This window comes from Brenneria sp. L4-2C, from assembly GCF_040240335.1.
GTDB lineage: Bacteria > Pseudomonadota > Gammaproteobacteria > Enterobacterales > Enterobacteriaceae > Brenneria.
Map to the genome: position 1 here is coordinate 40,018 of NZ_JBEIAC010000001.1, position 17,503 is coordinate 57,520.

15 protein-coding genes are annotated in these 17,503 nt (G+C 55.8%); 13 read left to right on the forward strand and 2 right to left on the reverse strand.

The window, feature by feature from the left end; genetic code table 11:
• Window positions 1-496: 496 nt before the first annotated feature.
• From ABRZ26_RS00230 to ABRZ26_RS00240, 3 genes are all read left to right on the forward strand, one after another.
• On the forward strand, window positions 497-2,020 hold the full coding sequence (locus ABRZ26_RS00230) for an FAD-dependent oxidoreductase (RefSeq protein ID WP_319602254.1): 1,524 nt from the start codon (window positions 497-499) through the stop codon (window positions 2,018-2,020).
• Between the two features lie 110 nt (window positions 2,021-2,130).
• Window positions 2,131-3,360 carry an OprD family outer membrane porin gene (locus tag ABRZ26_RS00235; RefSeq protein ID WP_319602255.1) on the forward strand — a complete coding sequence of 410 codons (1,230 nt, stop codon included), beginning with the start codon at window positions 2,131-2,133 and terminating at the stop codon, window positions 3,358-3,360.
• A 143-nt stretch (window positions 3,361-3,503) separates the two neighbouring features.
• Entirely contained in the window at window positions 3,504-5,141 is a 1,638-nt protein-coding gene (locus ABRZ26_RS00240; RefSeq protein ID WP_319602256.1) for an ABC transporter substrate-binding protein, read from the forward strand.
• Window positions 5,142-5,188: 47 nt separating this feature from the next.
• On the opposite strand, the gene ribA is transcribed toward ABRZ26_RS00240, so the two are convergent.
• Window positions 5,189-5,782, reverse strand: coding sequence for a GTP cyclohydrolase II (ribA, locus tag ABRZ26_RS00245; protein ID WP_319602257.1), 594 nt, complete (start codon window positions 5,780-5,782; stop codon window positions 5,189-5,191).
• Window positions 5,783-6,183: 401 nt separating this feature from the next.
• On the opposite strand from ribA, the gene pgpB reads away from it, so the two are divergent.
• The 9 genes from pgpB (at window position 6,184) to ABRZ26_RS00290 (ending at window position 15,984) form a co-directional block, all read left to right on the forward strand.
• Window positions 6,184-6,954: a phosphatidylglycerophosphatase B gene (gene pgpB / locus ABRZ26_RS00250; RefSeq protein ID WP_319602258.1), complete on the forward strand. Its 771-nt coding sequence runs from the start codon at window positions 6,184-6,186 to the stop codon at window positions 6,952-6,954.
• A 286-nt stretch (window positions 6,955-7,240) separates the two neighbouring features.
• Entirely contained in the window at window positions 7,241-8,182 is a 942-nt protein-coding gene (locus tag ABRZ26_RS00255) for a D-ribose ABC transporter substrate-binding protein (RefSeq protein ID WP_319602259.1), read from the forward strand.
• Between the two features lie 40 nt (window positions 8,183-8,222).
• Window positions 8,223-8,849: a DUF2291 family protein gene (locus ABRZ26_RS00260; protein WP_319602260.1), complete on the forward strand. Its 627-nt coding sequence runs from the start codon at window positions 8,223-8,225 to the stop codon at window positions 8,847-8,849.
• A complete protein-coding gene (locus ABRZ26_RS00265) occupies window positions 8,850-10,370 on the forward strand; it encodes a sugar ABC transporter ATP-binding protein (protein ID WP_319602261.1) in 1,521 nt (506 codons plus the stop codon).
• A gap of 2 nt (window positions 10,371-10,372) precedes the next feature.
• Window positions 10,373-11,467, forward strand: coding sequence for an ABC transporter permease (locus tag ABRZ26_RS00270; protein WP_319602262.1), 1,095 nt, complete (start codon window positions 10,373-10,375; stop codon window positions 11,465-11,467).
• Window positions 11,468-11,657: 190 nt separating this feature from the next.
• The gene (locus ABRZ26_RS00275) at window positions 11,658-12,488 is read left to right on the forward strand and encodes a transketolase (RefSeq protein WP_319602263.1); all 831 of its coding nucleotides are present in this window, start codon (window positions 11,658-11,660) and stop codon (window positions 12,486-12,488) included.
• Entirely contained in the window at window positions 12,481-13,425 is a 945-nt protein-coding gene (locus ABRZ26_RS00280; RefSeq protein WP_319602264.1) for a transketolase family protein, read from the forward strand. The genes ABRZ26_RS00275 and ABRZ26_RS00280 overlap by 8 nt, the downstream gene beginning before the upstream one ends.
• Before the next feature lie 2 nt (window positions 13,426-13,427).
• Window positions 13,428-14,921 (forward strand): FGGY family carbohydrate kinase, encoded by a 1,494-nt coding sequence (locus tag ABRZ26_RS00285; protein ID WP_319602265.1) that lies wholly within the window; start codon window positions 13,428-13,430, stop codon window positions 14,919-14,921.
• Window positions 14,922-14,985: 64 nt separating this feature from the next.
• Entirely contained in the window at window positions 14,986-15,984 is a 999-nt protein-coding gene (locus tag ABRZ26_RS00290; protein WP_319602266.1) for a sugar phosphate isomerase/epimerase family protein, read from the forward strand.
• A gap of 26 nt (window positions 15,985-16,010) precedes the next feature.
• Here the strand turns inward: ABRZ26_RS00290 and ABRZ26_RS00295 are convergent, their stop codons facing one another.
• Window positions 16,011-16,955, reverse strand: a complete 945-nt coding sequence (locus ABRZ26_RS00295; RefSeq protein ID WP_319602267.1) for a sugar-binding transcriptional regulator — start codon at window positions 16,953-16,955, stop codon at window positions 16,011-16,013.
• A gap of 240 nt (window positions 16,956-17,195) precedes the next feature.
• Between ABRZ26_RS00295 and ABRZ26_RS00300 the strand changes: the two genes are divergently transcribed.
• Window positions 17,196-17,501: a LapA family protein gene (locus tag ABRZ26_RS00300; protein ID WP_319602268.1), complete on the forward strand. Its 306-nt coding sequence runs from the start codon at window positions 17,196-17,198 to the stop codon at window positions 17,499-17,501.
• Window positions 17,502-17,503 lie beyond the last annotated feature (2 nt).

A 17,503-nucleotide genomic window follows, 5' to 3' on the forward strand; every position in this document is an offset into this window, starting at 1 on the left:
GCGTTGGATCAAATTCCGATCATTTCGTGTCGGGTATTTCACGGGGTTAATGACCCTGTTCACAGTTCCCCTTTTTGCGCTGCGCTAAGGTGATCCCCGACGAGAGTTGGTTATCTTGCGTGATAGCGCGGCGAGTCTGTTCTCACGCTGATGCGGGGCCTGAAGCCTCTCGGCGCACTGGCTGTCGGATGTCGGCAGGATAGTCTTAGGACGATAGCGCGCCTGTACACCACTTAACAGGGATGTCTCCGCTCTCAATCGTCCATTTCCTTTTGATGCCAGCCAGATATAAATCTCATTCTTTTTACACCACAAACCATCAATAACTACGGCTATAGACTTCGACATATCACGATATGGCGCCGGATATATTTCCATGACGTTTGCAGGGTTAATGAAATAAACCAACGCCGCAGCGGCTGAAAAATAAAGGCTGAACAGGCGTCAAGCGCCGGTAACAGGAAGCTACATCATATCTATCAAGAGAGGTCGTCTCATGAAACATTTATTGTCTATCAGGACATGGCTTGCCGCGCTGATTGGCGCGTTGCTCTCGCTCCCGGCTTATGCGGACAAGGTGTACGACACCGATATTGTCGTCGTCGGCGCAGGAGGAACCGGCCTTGCCGCGGGCGTACAGGCAAAAATGCTCGGCGCAGAGGTCATTATACTGGAAAAACAGGCCATTACCGGCGGTTCGGCTAATTTCGCCGAAGGTATTTTCGCCGCCGAAAGCGCGATGCAGAAAAGACAGGGCATTGATGTATCAAGGAAATTCGCTTTCCAGGCGATCATGAATTATAGCCACTGGCGGGCCAACGCGCCGCTGGTCAGCGCGATTGTGCTCAAATCCGCCGAAACTCTGGCATGGCTGCAACAGTTCGGCGTCAATTATGAGTTTATCGGCGTGGGCGGTTTCGGCGGCCCGCTGACCTGGCACGTGGTGGGCGAGCTTGAGATTGACGGCAAACGTTACCACCACGGTAGTGCGGTAATGGCCGCGTTGAGCAAGAAATTTCGCGATCTGGGCGGCACGATTCTGCTACAGACGCCGGGTAAAAAGCTGATTATAAAGGATGACCGTATTGTCGGCGTTGAAGGGGTCAATAAAGCGGGCGAAAAAGTCATCGTCAACGCCAAGGCGGTGATCATCGGCACCGGCGGATACGGCAACAACAAGGAAATGCTGAAGAAATACTCCCGATTCCCCGACGTGATCATGGTCGGTCAGGTGGGTAAGGACGGCGACGGCATTCAGATGGCCTGGGAGGCCGGCGCGGGCGAAGAGGGGGCGGAGATCATGATCTCTTATCGGCCCGGCCTGCCTGATTTTTCCACCACCTCGCACCTTATTGCAGCCGCGGTTCAGCCCTATCTTTATGTCGATCCCAACGGCAGAAGGTATACCGATGAGCACAATATCGCCGAGTGGCCGTTCTCCGGCAACGCGCTGGAGCGCATCGGCGGCGTGGCTTACTCCATCTATGACGAGCAGACACGACAGTTGTTTCTTAATGAGGGGATCCAGATGGCTTTAGGCGAATGGGTCACCTATGGCACTAAGCTGGATAAACTTGACGAGGAGTTCAATAAAGAACTGGCCAAAAACAACGGCAACGTTTTCAAATGCGACACCCTGGATGAGGTGGCGCAAAAAATCGGCGCGGACCCCGCGGTGCTGAAAGCAACCATTGCCGATAACAACCATGCGGCGGCCATCCATAAGGACGAACAGTTCTTTAAAAACGCCGACTTTTTGCGTCCGGTGGAAAAAGGCCCGTTCTATGTGACGAAACTGCGGCCGCGGGCGCTGGGGACGTTCGGCGGCATAAGAATCAACGAGAAAACGGAGGTCGTGACCGCGCAGGGAAAAACCATTGCCGGACTATACGCGGGCGGGCTTGATGCGGGCGGTATGTACGGCGACAGCTACGACCTGGAAATGGGCGGTGCCAGCTTCGCCTTCGCGCTGAACGCGGGTCGGATCGCCGCGGAAAATGCGGTTAAGTATATAAAATAAATATCCGCGATTCTCTCGCCGTATTTATATATACCCTAAATAATTCGAGTTGCAGCTTGAAGTATGGCGGGTATACGGCGGGTATTTTCTCTTTTTTAGAGGGAAGCAAAATGAAAAATTTTGCGCTATTGCTATCATCGATATTATTAATATCAAATCCTGCCGCATTTGCCGCGGACAATCTGCAACAGGCCTTTGAACAGGGAACGCTGAAAGGCGAATTGCGAGGCTATTATTTCGAAAGGGATTTTGATAAAAGCGAAAAAAGAGCCGATCTGGCCGCCGGCGCTTTATTTTACTACAACACCGCTGCGGTTAATGGATTAAGCGCCGGCGCCGCTTTCGCCAGCGCCAACGATATCGGCAGCAACGACCGTCATCAGGTCTACGGTCTGGTTCAGGGCGTCGGCACCAATAAGCATCAGAGTTTCTCGCGTCTTCAGGAATATTATCTTCAGGGCGACTGGTTCGATACCCGCATAAAATTCGGCGCGCAGGAGATAAATACCCCGTTTATGAGCGGTCATGATATCAGGCTGCTGCCTAAGACCTATCGGGGACTCTCCGTGGTGAATAACGGCATCGAGAATCTGGCGTTGTCCGTCTACTATATTACGGCGTTCGAAGGCTGGTGGGACGATCGATTCACCTCGCTGATCTCGGTGAATGGCAAAGAGGTTAACCGGGATCTGGTCGCCGGCGGGGTGAAATACCGACTCCCCGTTGATTTCGCCGATGTTCGTCTCCAAAGCTGGCTTTATCACATGGACGATGTCTTCGACACCGGCTTTTTCAAAGCGCAGGTCACGAAGGACGTCGGCGATTACCAACTGTTTTTCGCGCCGTCGGTGTTGTTTCAGAAGTCGATCGGCAAGGAACTGGGCGGCAGGGAATTCGACACCTACCAATATGGTTTCAATACCGGCTTCAAGGCTCAGGGTTTCCATGTCACGGCGTTCTACGCTAAAACCGGCGACGATGAACTCTATGTGCCGTGGGGCGATGAAAAAGTCATCATACAGCAGATTAATGCCGCCGGACGGGCCAATGAAACGGCCTATGCGCTGAGAGTCGCTTATGATTTCGCGCAGATAGGCGTTAAAGGACTTAACGCTTATCTGTTCCATGCCTATTACGATACCGACCGGCTTCAGTACTCCACCCAGCAGGCAAAAGACGTCAGCGAGACCGATTTCAGCGTGCAGTACGATTTTTCCGGCGCGCTGGACGGATTCAGCGTGCGTCTGCGCTACGCGTTTATCGATGCGGAGAAAGGCGAGAATTTCGACGACCTGCGGGTTTATCTCCGCTATCGCTTTACTCTCGGCGGAAATACTTAATAACGGTTTACCGATGAAAACCCGGCGCCGGATGTCCGCGCCGGGTTTTATATTGCGATTAACCCGAGATCGCCTTGCCACGCAGGGTCTTTGCGCGGTATTACTCACCAGAAATTAAACGCTGCGATGCATAAGGAGAGGGTATGAATTTCATGGTGAACGTCGGCAGTAAAAAAGTCTTGTCCGCGTTGCTGTTTCCGCTTTGTTCAATAACGCCGGTCGCCCTGTATGCGGCGCAAGTCCCTGCGGGAGTGCAACTGGCGGAAAAACAGGAACTGGTGCGCGGCAACGGTTCCGAACCCGCCTCGCTTGATGCGCATAAAGTGGAAAGCGATGTCGAAGCCAATATTATTCATGATTTTTTTGAAAAACTGATTGCGGTGCATGATGACGGCAGCATTTCCGGCGGCCTGGCCGAAAAGTGGGAACAGCAGAACCATCAGATCTGGACGTTTCATTTGCGTGCGGATCTGAAGTGGTCCGACGGCACGCCGCTCACCGCCGACGATGTCGTCTTTAGCTGGCGGCGTCTGGTCGATCCGCAAACCCTTTCTCCCTATCAGTCCTATATCCCCAATATGCACGTGCGCAACGCGGCGGATATCGCGGCAGGGAAGAAGCCCGCCAGCGAGCTGGGCATCAGGGCGCTGGATAAACGCACGGTACAAATCGAGCTGGATCGGCCGTTGTCCTATTTTCTGGCGATGGTCGACCATTTCGCCGTCGTCACTCTGCCGCAAGCGGCGATTGCAAAGTACGGCGATAAATGGACCCAGCCCGGCCATTTCGTCGGCAGCGGTCCTTTTACCCTCGACGAGTGGGTGGTCAACGAGCGCATTGTCGCTAAACGCAACCCTTATTATTGGGATAATGCCCATACTCTACTCAACAAGGTGACCTATCTGCCCATCGTGTCAAACACGGCGGAAGTGAATCGCTACAAGGCCGGCGAGGTGGAGGTGACTTTTACGCTGCCGCCGCATCTGTTCAAAGCGCTCAAAACGGAGTTGCCCGAACAGGTTAAGGTGAACCCGCAGTTGTCCACCTACTACTATAAATTCAACACGCAAAAACCGCCGTTCAACGATCCGCGCGTCAGACGGGCGCTGGATCTGGCGCTGGACAAAACGGTGATTGCCGAAAAGGTGCTGGGCATGGGACAAGTACCCGCCTATAGCATTTTGCCGCCGGGTATGGCGGGTTATACCAGCCAACAGCCCGAATGGGCGGCCTGGAGCCAGCAGCAGAGAAACGCCGAGGCGAAAAAGCTGCTGGCCGAGGCGGGGTTCAGCGCACAGCGGCCGTTAAAGTTCGACCTGTTGTACAACACGTCCGAGTCGCATCAGCGGGTTGCCATCGCCGCCGGCTCCATGTGGAAGCAGGCGCTGGGCGTGGAGGCGCGGCTGAAAAATCAGGAATGGAAGACCATGCTGGACACCATGCGGACCGGCGATTTTGAGCTGGTGAGATCGTCCTGGGCGGCGGATTATAACGAGCCTTCCACCTATTTTGATATGCTGCGCAGCGGCAACAGCAATAACCAGGGTAAATTCACCCATGCCGAATACGACGCCTTGCTGGATCGCGCGGTCAACGCGGATTCGGCGGCGGCGCGTAACAGCGACTATCATCAGGCGGAAAACATTCTTCAACAGCAGGCTCCGCTGATACCCATCTACTATTATGTGCGCGCGCAGCTGGTGAAACCTTATGTCGGCGGGTTCAAGCCCGACCAGAAGGCGGATATATACAGCAAGGATATGTATATCATTAAGCATTAAGAGGGGATGAATGCCAGGGGGCGCCTGGCATTCACCATGATGGGGCGTTACTTCATATTCAGCAGATGTCCCAGCTTGGCTTCTTTGGTTTCCAGATAGCGTTCATTCTGCGGGTTGCGGCCGACGATCAGCGGCACCCGCTCAACGATATTGATGCCCGCTTCATTCAGGATTTTTACTTTTTGCGGATTATTGGTCAGCAGCCGGACTTCATTCACGCCCAGCAGTTTGAACATGTCCGCACAGAGCGTGAAGTCGCGTTCGTCCGCGGCGAAGCCCAACTGATGGTTGGCTTCGACCGTGTCGGCGCCCAGATCCTGCAACGCATAAGCGCGAATTTTATTCAGCAAACCGATGTTTCGGCCTTCCTGCCGGTGATACAGCAGCACGCCGCGTCCTTCTTCGGCGATATGCCGTAGCGCGGCTTCCAACTGAAACCCACAGTCGCAACGCAGGCTAAATAAGGCGTCGCCGGTCAAACATTCAGAGTGAACACGCGCCAGAACTGGCGTCGGGCCGGAAATATCACCATAAACCAATGCGAGATGATCATGTCCTGTGGCTAATTCTTCAAATCCCACCATCAGAAAATCGCCCCAGAGGGTGGGTAATTTGGCTTCCGCCACCCGTTTTAGCTGCATGTTATTCTCCAAAAAAACAAAAATGCTGACGCGCATCCTACTGCCGTAAACGGGCCTTGACCAGCAAAAAACATTGCCGCATCCCAACGATTTCACCGGGCGGCCGACAGGTTGCCAGGGCGAGCGGTAAGCGCGGCAAACCTGCCTGCCGCGACGCCAAAACCCGGTCGGGTAACTTAAGCAGGCGGACATCGCGGTGAACGGGCGGATCCGCGGCATAATAAAATCAGGTTATTGCACTTGCCGAGCGCGTCTCACGGCTTCTGACGTCTTGATACGATCGGCCGCTCATTGACTCAAACGAGAACTATTTTACGCCATACTGACTCCTTATGTCGTTTTTTTTGCTAGCATTGTGACAATATTGTTGCAGTCAGCACGCTGAATTATAGGAAGAAAAGATGTACGACATCGTCAAACGAACCGCTATCGGCGCGGTAATTTTACTGATCATGCCATTGATTATTTGGGCCAGCGGCTGGCAATGGCAACCGGGATCGCAGGGGCTATGGCTGCGCATGTTGTTCTGGACAACCGAAACCGTGACATCGCCATGGGGTATTTTAACCAGCGCGATATTGGGCCTCTGGTTTCTCTGGTGCCTGCGTTTCCGGGTCAAACCGGCGCTTGGGGTGCTGGTCATCATGATCATTACGGTCATGATTGGTCAGGGAACGAAATCGGCGATTAAAGGCCTGGTGCAGGAACCCCGTCCGTTCGTCGTCTGGCTGGATAAGAATCACCAGATTGACGATAGCTACTTTTATTCTTTGCCGCGTAAAGAACGCGCCGAACTGGTCAAAAAGCAGTTGCACGATGAGGCGCAGATCCCCGGCTGGCTGCGCAGTCACTGGCAGGCGGAAACCGGATTCGCGTTTCCGTCCGGGCATACCATGTTCGCCGCCACCTGGGCGTTACTGGGGGTAGGGCTGTTGTGGTCGCGCCGGCATTACAAAACCGTCGCGGTATTAATGCTGTGGGCGACATCGGTGATGGGCAGCCGTCTGGTGCTGGGCATGCACTGGCCGCGCGATCTGGTTGTGGCGACCTTGATAAGCTGGCTGCTGGTGGTGGTCGCCTGCTGGCTGGCGCAGCGCTGGTGCGGTCCGCTGACATTGCAACGCGAAGAGATTCAACAGCAGGCCGCGGAAGACGACGCGGCCCGCAACTGACTTAATACTCGCTTGCCTTATTTTTTCCTGCGGATGACGTTATGTCATCCGTCAGGCTGTTGACAAACCTATCTATTCTCACCGCTCGACGCACGTTGTCATCCGTTTTCCTATTTTTGCCCGCAACCTGTATTCCTTCCGGCATGCATTTCGCTGAAACATAAATGTAAACAATTTGTGAGCTGCTTCGCTATTCCGATTTTTGTGATTGGACAATTAGCCGTTTGCTTGCAAAACTGCTTTTGAATGTTAATTCAATAATGAATATATATTCAGGAGAATAATAATGAAACCTTACCTACTGAAATCCTGCCTTACCGCCATCATGCTTTCCCTTTCCGCCGGCGCATTCGCGGCTGATAACGGGTTGATCGCCATTATTACCCCCTCGCACGACAATCCGTTTTTTAAAGCGGAGGCGGATGGGGCCAAAGCCAAAGCGACCGAACTGGGGTACGCCACGCTGGTGGCATCTCATGACGATGACGTCAATAAACAGAACCAACTGATTGAAACGGCGATTGCTCGTAAGGCAAAGGCCATCATCCTCGATAACGCGGGCGCCGATGCCACGATCGGGCCGCTGAAGAAGGCGAAGGCCGCGGGAATACCGGCTTTTTTGATCGATCGCGAAATCAATGAAACCGGCGTAGCGGTAGCGCAGATTGTGTCCAATAACTATCAGGGCGCGCAACTCGGTGCGGAAAGGTTCGTGGCGCTGATGGGGAAAAAAGGCAAATACGTCGAACTGATCGGCCGTGAGTCGGATACCAATGCGCATGTGCGGTCGCAGGGGTATCACGACGTTATCGACGAATACGACGAGATGAAGATGGTGGCCCGGCAAACCGCCAACTGGAGCCAGACCGAAGCCTTTACCCGTATGGAGGCCATCCTACAGGCCAACCCGGATATCACCGGCGTAATTTCCGGCAACGACACCATGGCGCTGGGCGCGGAAGCCGCCCTGAAGGCGGCCGGCAGGCACGATGTGATCGTGGTGGGTTTCGACGGCAGCGATTATGTACGCGATTCCATTATCAACAAAGGCAATATCAAGGCGACGGTTCTGCAACCGGGCTGGGAGCAGGCGCAGATGGCGGTCACGCAGGCGGATTATTACCTGAAAAACGGCAAAGCCCAGTATGACGAAAAGCAACTGATGGACTGCGTGCTGATTGATGAAGCCAATGCCGGCAAGCTCAAGGCGTTCGCGTTGCAACCATGATTGAAGCGCGGGGGCGGGAGCCCCCGATCAAGGAGTCGCTATGCTGCTTTATGAACGATGCCGCGCCATAGGGATCGGGTTATGGATTCTGTTATCCGTGGGGCTGTTGTCAGCCTGCACGGTGGTTGATCTGGATGAAAACGGCAAGCCGATTATTCCGACCGATCCGGCGGCGGCGCCGAGCTACAACAATATGACGCCGGATAATATCGCCAATGAACTTTGGCAGCCGAAGCTGCTGCCGCTGGCCCAACAGCAGGCGTTGAGCTGGGAGGAATTGAAAAAGGCGCAGGCCGCGCTGGCGGACAACGGCAGTAAGCCGGTGTATGTCCAGTTCACCGGGCAGGTTGTTCGGCTGGATCGTGAAAGTCGGGAAGGGCGATTAGACATCAACGTTGACGGCGAGACGGTGGCGTTGCAGATCGGGCCGATTGTGAAAGGCAACGCCATACGCGATGCGGCCGGGTTTATTCGTTTCGATGATTTCAAAAACCAGGTGCAGTTTGCGCAACTGGCGCGATCGATGAACAAGAAAGCGCTTCAGAATCTGCCGGCCATTGATGAAAGCTGGCAAGGGGAAAACATTCGCGTCCTGGCGGCGTTAACGCTGACCAAACAGGGGACGGTCGATGCGGTTCCGCTTGAATTGCATAAGGGGGCGCAGTAAATGACGGAAAAACCGGAAATTGTGATGGCGACCCGCGGCGTGACCATGTTATTCCCCGGCACCAAAGCGCTGGATAACGTGGACTACAACGTCTATCGCGGCAAGGTCAACGTCATCATCGGCGAGAACGGCGCGGGAAAATCCACGCTGATGAAAATACTGGCGGGCGTCCAGCAGCCGACCGCCGGCAAAATTCTGCTGCATGGCCGGGAAGTTCGTATCAGCGATACCCGCGACGCCGCCGCCAAAGGCATCGGCATGGTGCATCAGGAACTCAATCTGTCTGAAAATCTGAGCGTGGCGGAAAATATTTTCCTGGGACGTGAAATTCAAAAAGGCCTTGGCCCGATTGATTTGAAGGAACAGGAACGTATCGCGGCCGAACTCATGGCGCGCCTCGATCAGAACATCCCGCCGGATACGGAAGTGGCCAGTTTGAAGGTGGGTCAGCAGCAACTGGTGGAGATTGCCAAAGCGTTGGCGGAACAGGCGGATATTTTGATTCTGGATGAGCCGACTTCCGCGCTGAGCAAGACCGAGGTCGAGATCCTGTTTCGCGTGATCCGCGAGCTGACCCGGCAAAACGTGTCCATTATTTATATCTCCCACCGGCTGGAAGAGCTGATGGCGATCGGCGATTACATCACGATTTTGCGCGACGGCCGCTTTCAGGCGGAAGCGCCGGTCAGCGATATCGATGTCTCGTGGATTATCAGGGAAATGCTGGGCGGCGACCCGGTATCCAGCTTTCTGCATCCGGGCAGAACCTTTGGCGCGCCGGTGCTGGAGGCCGAGCATATTACCTGCGTCAACGATGCGGGCAACAAGGTGGTCAATGACGTCTCTTTAGCGGTGCGCGAGGGTGAGATCGTCGGCATTTACGGCCTGATGGGCGCGGGGCGGACCGAACTGTTCGAATGTTTGCTGGGCACGCAAAACGACTATCTGGGCAAGATCTACCTCGATAGCAAACCGGTCAATACCCGCTTATCCACCGCCCAGCGTATTCGCATGGGAATGAGTCTGGTGCCGGAAGATCGCAAGAAAACCGGTATTTTCCCGCTATCGTCCGTCGCCTCGAACCTGACTATCGCCAGTCTGTGGCGCAGGCTGAAATACGGTATGGCGATATTCCGCCAGCAGGAGGCCGAGGTGGTGGCGAGCACGATTGGCCGGCTGGCGATCAAAGTCTCTTCTCCCGATGTCGAGATCCAGGCGCTGAGCGGCGGCAATCAACAAAAAGTGGTGATCGGCCGCTCCCTGCTCACCAGCCCGAAAATCTTGCTGCTGGATGAGCCGACCCGCGGGATTGATGTGGGCGCGAAAGCCGATGTGTTTGAAATGATGGTGAAGCTGTCCGAACAGGGCATCGGCGTACTGTTCTCCACGTCGGATCTGAAAGAAATTATGGCGGTATCGGATCGCATTCTGGTGATGTCGAACGGCAAATTGACGGCAAATATCGAGCGTCAGTGCGCCACTGAGTCGGCATTGGTTTCAGCAAGTTCACAGGGATTCTGACTATGAAAACCTCTAATCTTTCCGCGCCGGGCGCGCTGGTTCCGGGGAAATGGGTGCGATCGCGAGAGAACATGCTGTTGCTGATCCTCCGGTTGCGCACCTTTATCGCGTTATTCCTGATTCTGGGCTTTTTTGCCTCCACCGTTCCCGGTTTTCTGGCGACCGGCAGCTTGATCATCATGGTGAAGCACATCGCCATTAACGCCTTTCTGGCCTTGGGGATCACGTTCGTCATCATTACCGCCGGTATCGATCTGTCCATCGGCGCCACGCTGGGGCTGTGCGGCATGATCGCCGGTTATATGATCACGCAGGGGATCGTGCTGCCGATGTTCGGCGTCGCTATTTTTCCCAGCGTCTGGGTCATCGTTCCCGTCGTGCTGCTGATAGGGGCGTTTATCGGAGCGATAAACGGCTGGATTATCACGCGTTACAACGTGGCTCCGTTCATCTGTACGTTGGGAACTATGTACATCGTGCGCGGCGCGGCCATGCTGATCTCCGGCGGCGAAACGTTTCCCGGCTTGTCCGGTAATCCGCAGTTAGGCAACACCGGTTTCGAACTGATCGGTTCCGGCACGCTGCTGGGGATCCCGTTCGCTATCTGGCTGATGTTCGCGCTGGCGCTGGTTATCGCCTATGTCGCCCGTCGTCTGCCGTTCGGCCGCCATGTTTACGCCATCGGCGATAACGAACGCGCCGCCGAGCTTTCCGGCGTCAAGGTCAGGCAGGTGAAAGTCTGGGTCTATACCATTTCCGGTTTCTGCGCCGCGATTGCCGGGATTGTGGTGTCTTCGCAACTGGTCGCCAGCCATCCGGCGACAGGCACCGCGTTTGAAATGAATGCGATCGCCGCGGTGGTGCTTGGCGGCACATCGCTGGCCGGCGGGCGCGGCACCATTCTGGGTACGCTGATAGGAGCCTTTGTGATCGGCATTCTGGCCGACGGACTGGTGATGATGGGCGTGAGCGAGTTCTGGCAAATGGTGATCAAAGGCATTGTGATTATTGTCGCCGTCATCATTGACCAGATGCAAAACCGCATGCAGCACAAAGCGGCGATTGTTTCACAAAAGGTTGCCGCGGAAGGGGCGTAGCGCCACAGGGAAATAGGCGGCAAGGCAGCGAAGCCGGAAATAGACAAGGTGAATCAGGCCGTTTTTAGCGCGGCTTATGCATGCGCTGGAACAGTGGGCCGTCACATTGCGACGTGGAAGAACGCTGTTTTTTTTGTCTTCAATGGAATAAATATTCATTTATGAGTAAAAATTCAAGAGAGGTAGAGGTATGAATCCGTACACATTGTCGGTGGAGGCGTTGACGCAGAAAGCGCGTGCCATTCGTCGCCGTATTATTCATCTGAACGCCAATAGCCCGGCGGGCGGGCATACGGGCGCCGATTTATCACAGGTTGAAATTCTGACGGCGCTGTACTTCCGCCTCCTGAATTGCGCGCCGGATCGGCTTCAGGATCCGCAACGGGATATCTATATCCAGTCGAAAGGACATGCCGTGGGCGGTTATTACTGCTGCCTGGCGGAGGCCGGCTTCTTCCCGGAATCCTGGCTGGCGACTTATCAGCATCCCGACTCCCATTTGCCGGGGCATCCGGTGAAATACAAAACGCCGGGCATTGAGCTGAACACCGGCGCGCTGGGTCATGGCCTGCCGGTGGCGGTCGGTATCGCGCTGGCGGCAAAACGCGATAACAGCCCGCGCCGGGTGTTTGTTCTGACGGGCGACGGCGAACTGGCGGAAGGCAGCAACTGGGAAGCGGCGCTGGTCGCGGCGCACTACCAATTGGATAACCTGATCATCATCAACGACAAGAACAAGCTGCAACTGGCCGGTCCCACCTGTTCCATCATGAATACCGACCCGTTGGCGGATAAATGGCGCGCTTTCGGTCTACAGGTGACGGAGTGCGCCGGCAATGACATGCAATCCGTCGTGGAGACGCTGGAAGGGCTGAAGCCGAACGGCAAACCTAACGTGGTGATCGCCAATACGGAAAAAGGCGCGGGCGTCTCCTTCATTCAGGGGCGTGCCGAATGGCACCACCGTGTACCGAAAGGCGAAGAAATCACGCTGGCGTTGGAGGAATTAAAAGATGAGTAACGCAGAACATCTGGCCAGTGTCATGGTCGAGCAATTTATTAAAGCCGTTGAACGGGGGATCGATCTGGTTCCGGTGGTCGCCGATTCTACGTCAACGGCGAAAATATCACCCTTTATCCAGCGCTTCCCGGAACGCCTGGTCAACGTCGGCATCGCGGAGCAAACCATGGTCGGCACGGCGGTGGGGCTGTCCATCGGCGGGAAAGTGGCGGTGACCTGCAACGCGGCGCCGTTTTTAATTTCGCGGGCCAATGAACAGGTCAAGATCGACGTCTGCTACAACAAAAGCAACGTCAAGCTGTTCGGACTGAACGCCGGTTGCAGCTATGGGCCGCTGGCCAGCACCCACCACAGTATCGATGACATCTCGGTGTTGCGGGGATTCGGCAACATTGAGATCTATGCGCCCGCCAGTCCTGAGGAAGGCCGGCAGATCATCGACTATGCCCTTGAGCATCAGGGGCCGGTGTATATCCGTCTGGACGGCAAGGCGCTGCCCGCATTGCACGATGAACGCTACCGTTTTGTTCCCGGACAGATTGACGTGTTGCGCAAAGGAACGGATATCGCACTGGTCGGGCTGGGCTCCACGGTACACGAGGTTGTTACCGCCGCTGAACTATTAGCGGAAAAAGGTCTCTCTGCTACGGTGGTCAACCTTTCGTCAATCCGGCCGTGCAATACTCGTCAATTACTTGAAATTTTGAGTGAAACGCCACGAGTCATTACGGTGGAAGAACATAACGTCAATGGCGGCGCGGGCAGTCTGGTGGCTGAAGTGCTGGCCGAAGCGGGCAAAGGCATCCCGCTGTTGCGCCTCGGGATCCCTGATGGTCAGTATGCGATTGCGGCGGATCGCGCCGCGATGCGCGCGCACCACGGACTGGACGCATCGGGCATTGTGAAGGCGGCGCAGCGCCTCTGTCTGGGAGCCTGACTATGTTCACACCGGTTATTCTGGCAATTGATGAAGGCACGACGAATGCCAAAGCCATCGCGGTAGACGCCTCGGGGCATATTCTCGCCAAGGCGTCGGTGGCGTTACGCGTGTCGCATCCTGAACCGGGGCGGGCGGAACAGGACGCCATGGCCATCTGGCAGGCGGTTCGTCAGGCGGTGGAAGCCTGTCTGGCGTCGCAGCGCCGGGTACGCATCGCGGGGATCGCCATCAGCAATCAGCGGGAGTCGGTCGTCATCTGGGATCGGCAAAGCGGGCGACCGCTGACGCCGCTGGTCAGTTGGCAGGATCGCCGGTCTGAACGCTTCTGTCAGGCATTAAAAGGCAGCGCGGAAGCCTTGTTGATTGAACAACGGACCGGATTGCCGTTGGATCCGCTGTTCCCGGCGGCAAAAATCCACAGTATGCTGGCCGACTTGCCGGACGGGATGGCGCGCGCTTCCCAGGGGGCGCTCTGTATCGGCACCGTCGACTGCTGGCTCAACTGGCGGCTCAGCGGCGGCCGGATCTTCTCAACGGATTATTCCAATGCCGCCCGCACCCAGCTTTTTGATATTCACCGCGGATGTTGGGATGAAGATTTGCTGGCCTTGTTCAGCATCCCCAGCGTCTGTCTGCCGGTGGTGACGCCTTCGGCTGCGTTACAGGGTCACACTGCGCTGACGGATATCGAGGGATTGCCCGCCGGGGTGCCGATCGTCGCGCTTATCGGCGATTCGCACGCGGCGTTATACGGGCAGGGGAGCAATCAGAGCGGAGAAATCAAGGCCACCTACGGCACCGGCTCATCGCTGATGACGACGATCGCGCGCCCGTACGCGAACAACCACGGACTCAGCACCACTATAGCCTGGCATGACGGCGAACTGCGCTACGCGTTGGAAGGCAATATTACCCATACGGGTTCGGGTTTTGCCTGGATCGGCGCCATGCTGGGGATCCCTTCGCTGCCGCAACTCACCGAACTGGCGCTAGGCGCCGCATCCAACCAGAACGTTTTTTTCGTCCCTGCGTTGTCGGGGCTGGGCGCGCCTCATTGGGATACGCAGGCGCGCGGCATGCTGTGCGGCCTGACCGACGCCGCCACGCCTGCCGTGATCGCCCGTGCCGGTCTTGAGTCGATCGCGTATCAGATCGCCGATGTTTTTTTTGCCATGGAACAGGCCTCTGGCTGCGCGTTGCCGGCGCTGCGCGTGGATGGCGGCGCGACGCAAAACCGCTGGCTGATGCAATTTCAGGCCGATCTGCTGCAACGTCCTCTGATTCGTAATCATAACGCCGAGGTATCCGCGCTGGGGGCGGCCTATCTGGGCGGGAAAGCACTGGGGTGGTGGCAGAGCGGCGAGCAACTGGCGGCGCTGCCGAGAGACGTGGAATATATCGAACCCTGTACGGCGAATGCATCGGCCGTTCAGGCGAGTTACCAACGCTGGCAAAGCGCGGTGGCCCGCGCCCGTTACCAGCCTGAGCAGTAAGCGAACCGGATGCTTACTGACGATCCGCAAGCATCTCATCACAAATCAAAGAGGTGATTTAATTATGGCAACTTATAGCTATCCTGAGTTCGGCGCTGGTTTATGGCATTTTGCGAATTATATCGATCGGTATGCTGTTGATGGTTATGGGCCGGCGCTGAGCACGCTGGACCAGATTAAGGCCGCTAAAGAGGTCGGCGAGTTATCTTATGTCGATTTGCCTTATCCGTTCACGCCGGGCGTGACGCTGAGCGAAGTCAAAGAAGCATTAAAAGATGCCGGGCTCAAGGCGATTGGCGTGACGCCGGAAATTTATCTGCAAAAATGGGCGCGCGGCGCTTTCACCAATCCCGATCCTGCCGCGCGGGCGGCGGCGTTTGAACTGATGCATGAATCCGCCGGCATTGTGCGCGAACTGGGCGCGAACTACGTCAAAGTGTGGCCGGGCCAGGACGGTTGGGATTATCCGTTCCAGGTGAGCCATAAAAATCTGTGGAAACTGGCCGTCGACGGCATGCGCGATCTGGCCGGCGCCAACCCGGATGTAAAATTCGCCATCGAGTATAAGCCGCGCGAGCCGCGGGTGAAAATGACCTGGGACTCCGCCGCGCGCACCTTGTTGGGGATTGAAGATATCGGTCTGGACAACGTCGGGGTGTTGCTGGATTTCGGACATGCGCTGTACGGCGGCGAATCGCCGGCCGATTCCGCGCAGTTAATCATCGACCGCGGCCGCCTGTTTGGGATGGATGTTAACGACAACCTGCGCGGCTGGGATGATGATTTAGTCGTGGGCACCGTTCATATGACCGAAATTTTCGAGTTTTTCTATGTCCTGAAAATCAATAACTGGCAGGGCGTGTGGCAACTCGACCAGTTCCCGTTCCGTGAAAATCATGTTGAAGCGGCCCGGTTGTCTATCCGTTTCCTGAAGCATATCTATCGTGCGTTGGATAAACTCGATATTTCGGCGCTTCAGACCGCGCAGGAAGCGCAAAACCCGTTGCAGGCGCAGCGGATCGTCCAGGATGCGCTGCTGTCGTCGATCAACTCGGAAGCATAAATCGCCGGTTTGCGCCGGCGCGCGGCTTATACCAGCGTTTCGGCGGTAAGCCGGTCGGTAATCAGCACATCGATGTAGTCGCCCATTAAAGCGCCCCGAATGGCGGCGCTTTTTTCCACGCCGCCGGCCAGCGCCACAACCCGCGGACAGCGGCGTAATTGCGGCAGCGTCATGCCGATGACCGGATCTTCGTCATCCTGCAAAACCGGTTCCCCCTCGGCATTATAGTAATGCAGGCAAAGATCGCCGACCGCGCCGCGCTCCGCCAGCAGCCGTAACATCTCTTCGTGATAGTAGTTACCGGAATTTTTTAACAGTTGGGAAGGCTCCAGTACGCCAATGCCGACCAGCGCCAGACTCACTTCACCGAACTTGGCGACCACGCTGGAAACTTCATCGCTGGCGACCAGTCGCGCACGATCTTCCACTGAACGCTCGATACTTTGCGCCGGCAACAGATAGGCGGGGCAGTTCAGTTGGTTAGCCAGCGTTTGCGTCAGAATGGTCGCCTGAACGTTGCCGTTCGGCCCCACGCCCCCCAATAGCTGGATCACGCCCTGCGCCTTGACGCTCAATGGATGCAGATTGTCGACCATGGCGCGCAAGGTGCTGCTCCAGGAGGAAATGCCGACCAAATCGTCAGGACGAATACTGGTCTGGGCATAGTGCGCGGCGGCGGAGCCGATAGCCTGTTTGACCTGCGAGAGATTGGCGTTATCGGCCACATCGACCACAATCGCCTGATCAATGGCGTACCGCTTTTGAATCGCCGACTCCAGCGTCATAAACATGTTCGGGGGTTGAATGACGCTGATTTTGACCACCCCGTCTTTAACGCAACGCGTGATGGCCCGTGATACGAATGACTGCGATAAATGAAGCGATTCGGCGATTTCTGCTTGTTTCATCCCTTCGCTATAATAAAGCGTAGCGATCTTGACCAATAATCGTTGCTCGTCCTGTTTTGACATGTGCTCCTCCTGCTGACGCTCGTTAGTCATTTTTATTCAGCTTGGAATAAATAACAAGCTTGGCGGCGACGAGCCGGGCGCTTACGCGGCCTGTCTTACACATGTCCGGCAGGCGGGGTGAACACCGGGATCGGGACGCTAAACTTTCCCTGTCTGCCGGGGAAATGGGAATTTTATGGGGTTTATCGCCAAAATTTGGCATAATTCATTTGGTTAATGGGATACCACAGGAAATAGAGCGTGAAATACTTGCTGATTTTTTTACTCGTGCTGGCGATATTCATCATTTCTGTCACACTGGGTGCGCACAACGATCAGACGATTACGTTTAATTATCTGCTGGCGCAAGGGGATTATCGTATATCGACGCTGCTCGCCACACTGTTTGCCACCGGGTTTGTCCTTGGTTGGGTAATTTGCGGTCTGTTTTATCTGCGTCAGCGCATTGCGTTAGGCCGCGCGCAACGTAAAATCAAGCGTCTGGAACAACAACTTTCTGCCTCAAATGAAGAAAGCCTGACGCCAGCGCAGCCTGCCACCCACTAAGG

Excerpts from the sequence above, each read along its gene's own strand:
- ABRZ26_RS00230 (WP_319602254.1), top strand. The coding sequence starts at position 497 with ATGAAACATTTATTGTCTATCAGGACATGGCTTGCCGCGCTGATTGGC.
- ABRZ26_RS00235 (WP_319602255.1), top strand. The coding sequence starts at position 2,131 with ATGAAAAATTTTGCGCTATTGCTATCATCGATATTATTAATATCAAAT.
- ABRZ26_RS00240 (WP_319602256.1), top strand. The coding sequence starts at position 3,504 with ATGAATTTCATGGTGAACGTCGGCAGTAAAAAAGTCTTGTCCGCGTTG.
- ribA (WP_319602257.1), bottom strand. The coding sequence starts at position 5,782 with ATGCAGCTAAAACGGGTGGCGGAAGCCAAATTACCCACCCTCTGGGGC.
- pgpB (WP_319602258.1), top strand. The coding sequence starts at position 6,184 with ATGTACGACATCGTCAAACGAACCGCTATCGGCGCGGTAATTTTACTG.
- ABRZ26_RS00255 (WP_319602259.1), top strand. The coding sequence starts at position 7,241 with ATGAAACCTTACCTACTGAAATCCTGCCTTACCGCCATCATGCTTTCC.
- ABRZ26_RS00260 (WP_319602260.1), top strand. The coding sequence starts at position 8,223 with ATGCTGCTTTATGAACGATGCCGCGCCATAGGGATCGGGTTATGGATT.
- ABRZ26_RS00265 (WP_319602261.1), top strand. The coding sequence starts at position 8,850 with ATGACGGAAAAACCGGAAATTGTGATGGCGACCCGCGGCGTGACCATG.
- ABRZ26_RS00270 (WP_319602262.1), top strand. The coding sequence starts at position 10,373 with ATGAAAACCTCTAATCTTTCCGCGCCGGGCGCGCTGGTTCCGGGGAAA.
- ABRZ26_RS00275 (WP_319602263.1), top strand. The coding sequence starts at position 11,658 with ATGAATCCGTACACATTGTCGGTGGAGGCGTTGACGCAGAAAGCGCGT.
- ABRZ26_RS00280 (WP_319602264.1), top strand. The coding sequence starts at position 12,481 with ATGAGTAACGCAGAACATCTGGCCAGTGTCATGGTCGAGCAATTTATT.
- ABRZ26_RS00285 (WP_319602265.1), top strand. The coding sequence starts at position 13,428 with ATGTTCACACCGGTTATTCTGGCAATTGATGAAGGCACGACGAATGCC.
- ABRZ26_RS00290 (WP_319602266.1), top strand. The coding sequence starts at position 14,986 with ATGGCAACTTATAGCTATCCTGAGTTCGGCGCTGGTTTATGGCATTTT.
- ABRZ26_RS00295 (WP_319602267.1), bottom strand. The coding sequence starts at position 16,955 with ATGTCAAAACAGGACGAGCAACGATTATTGGTCAAGATCGCTACGCTT.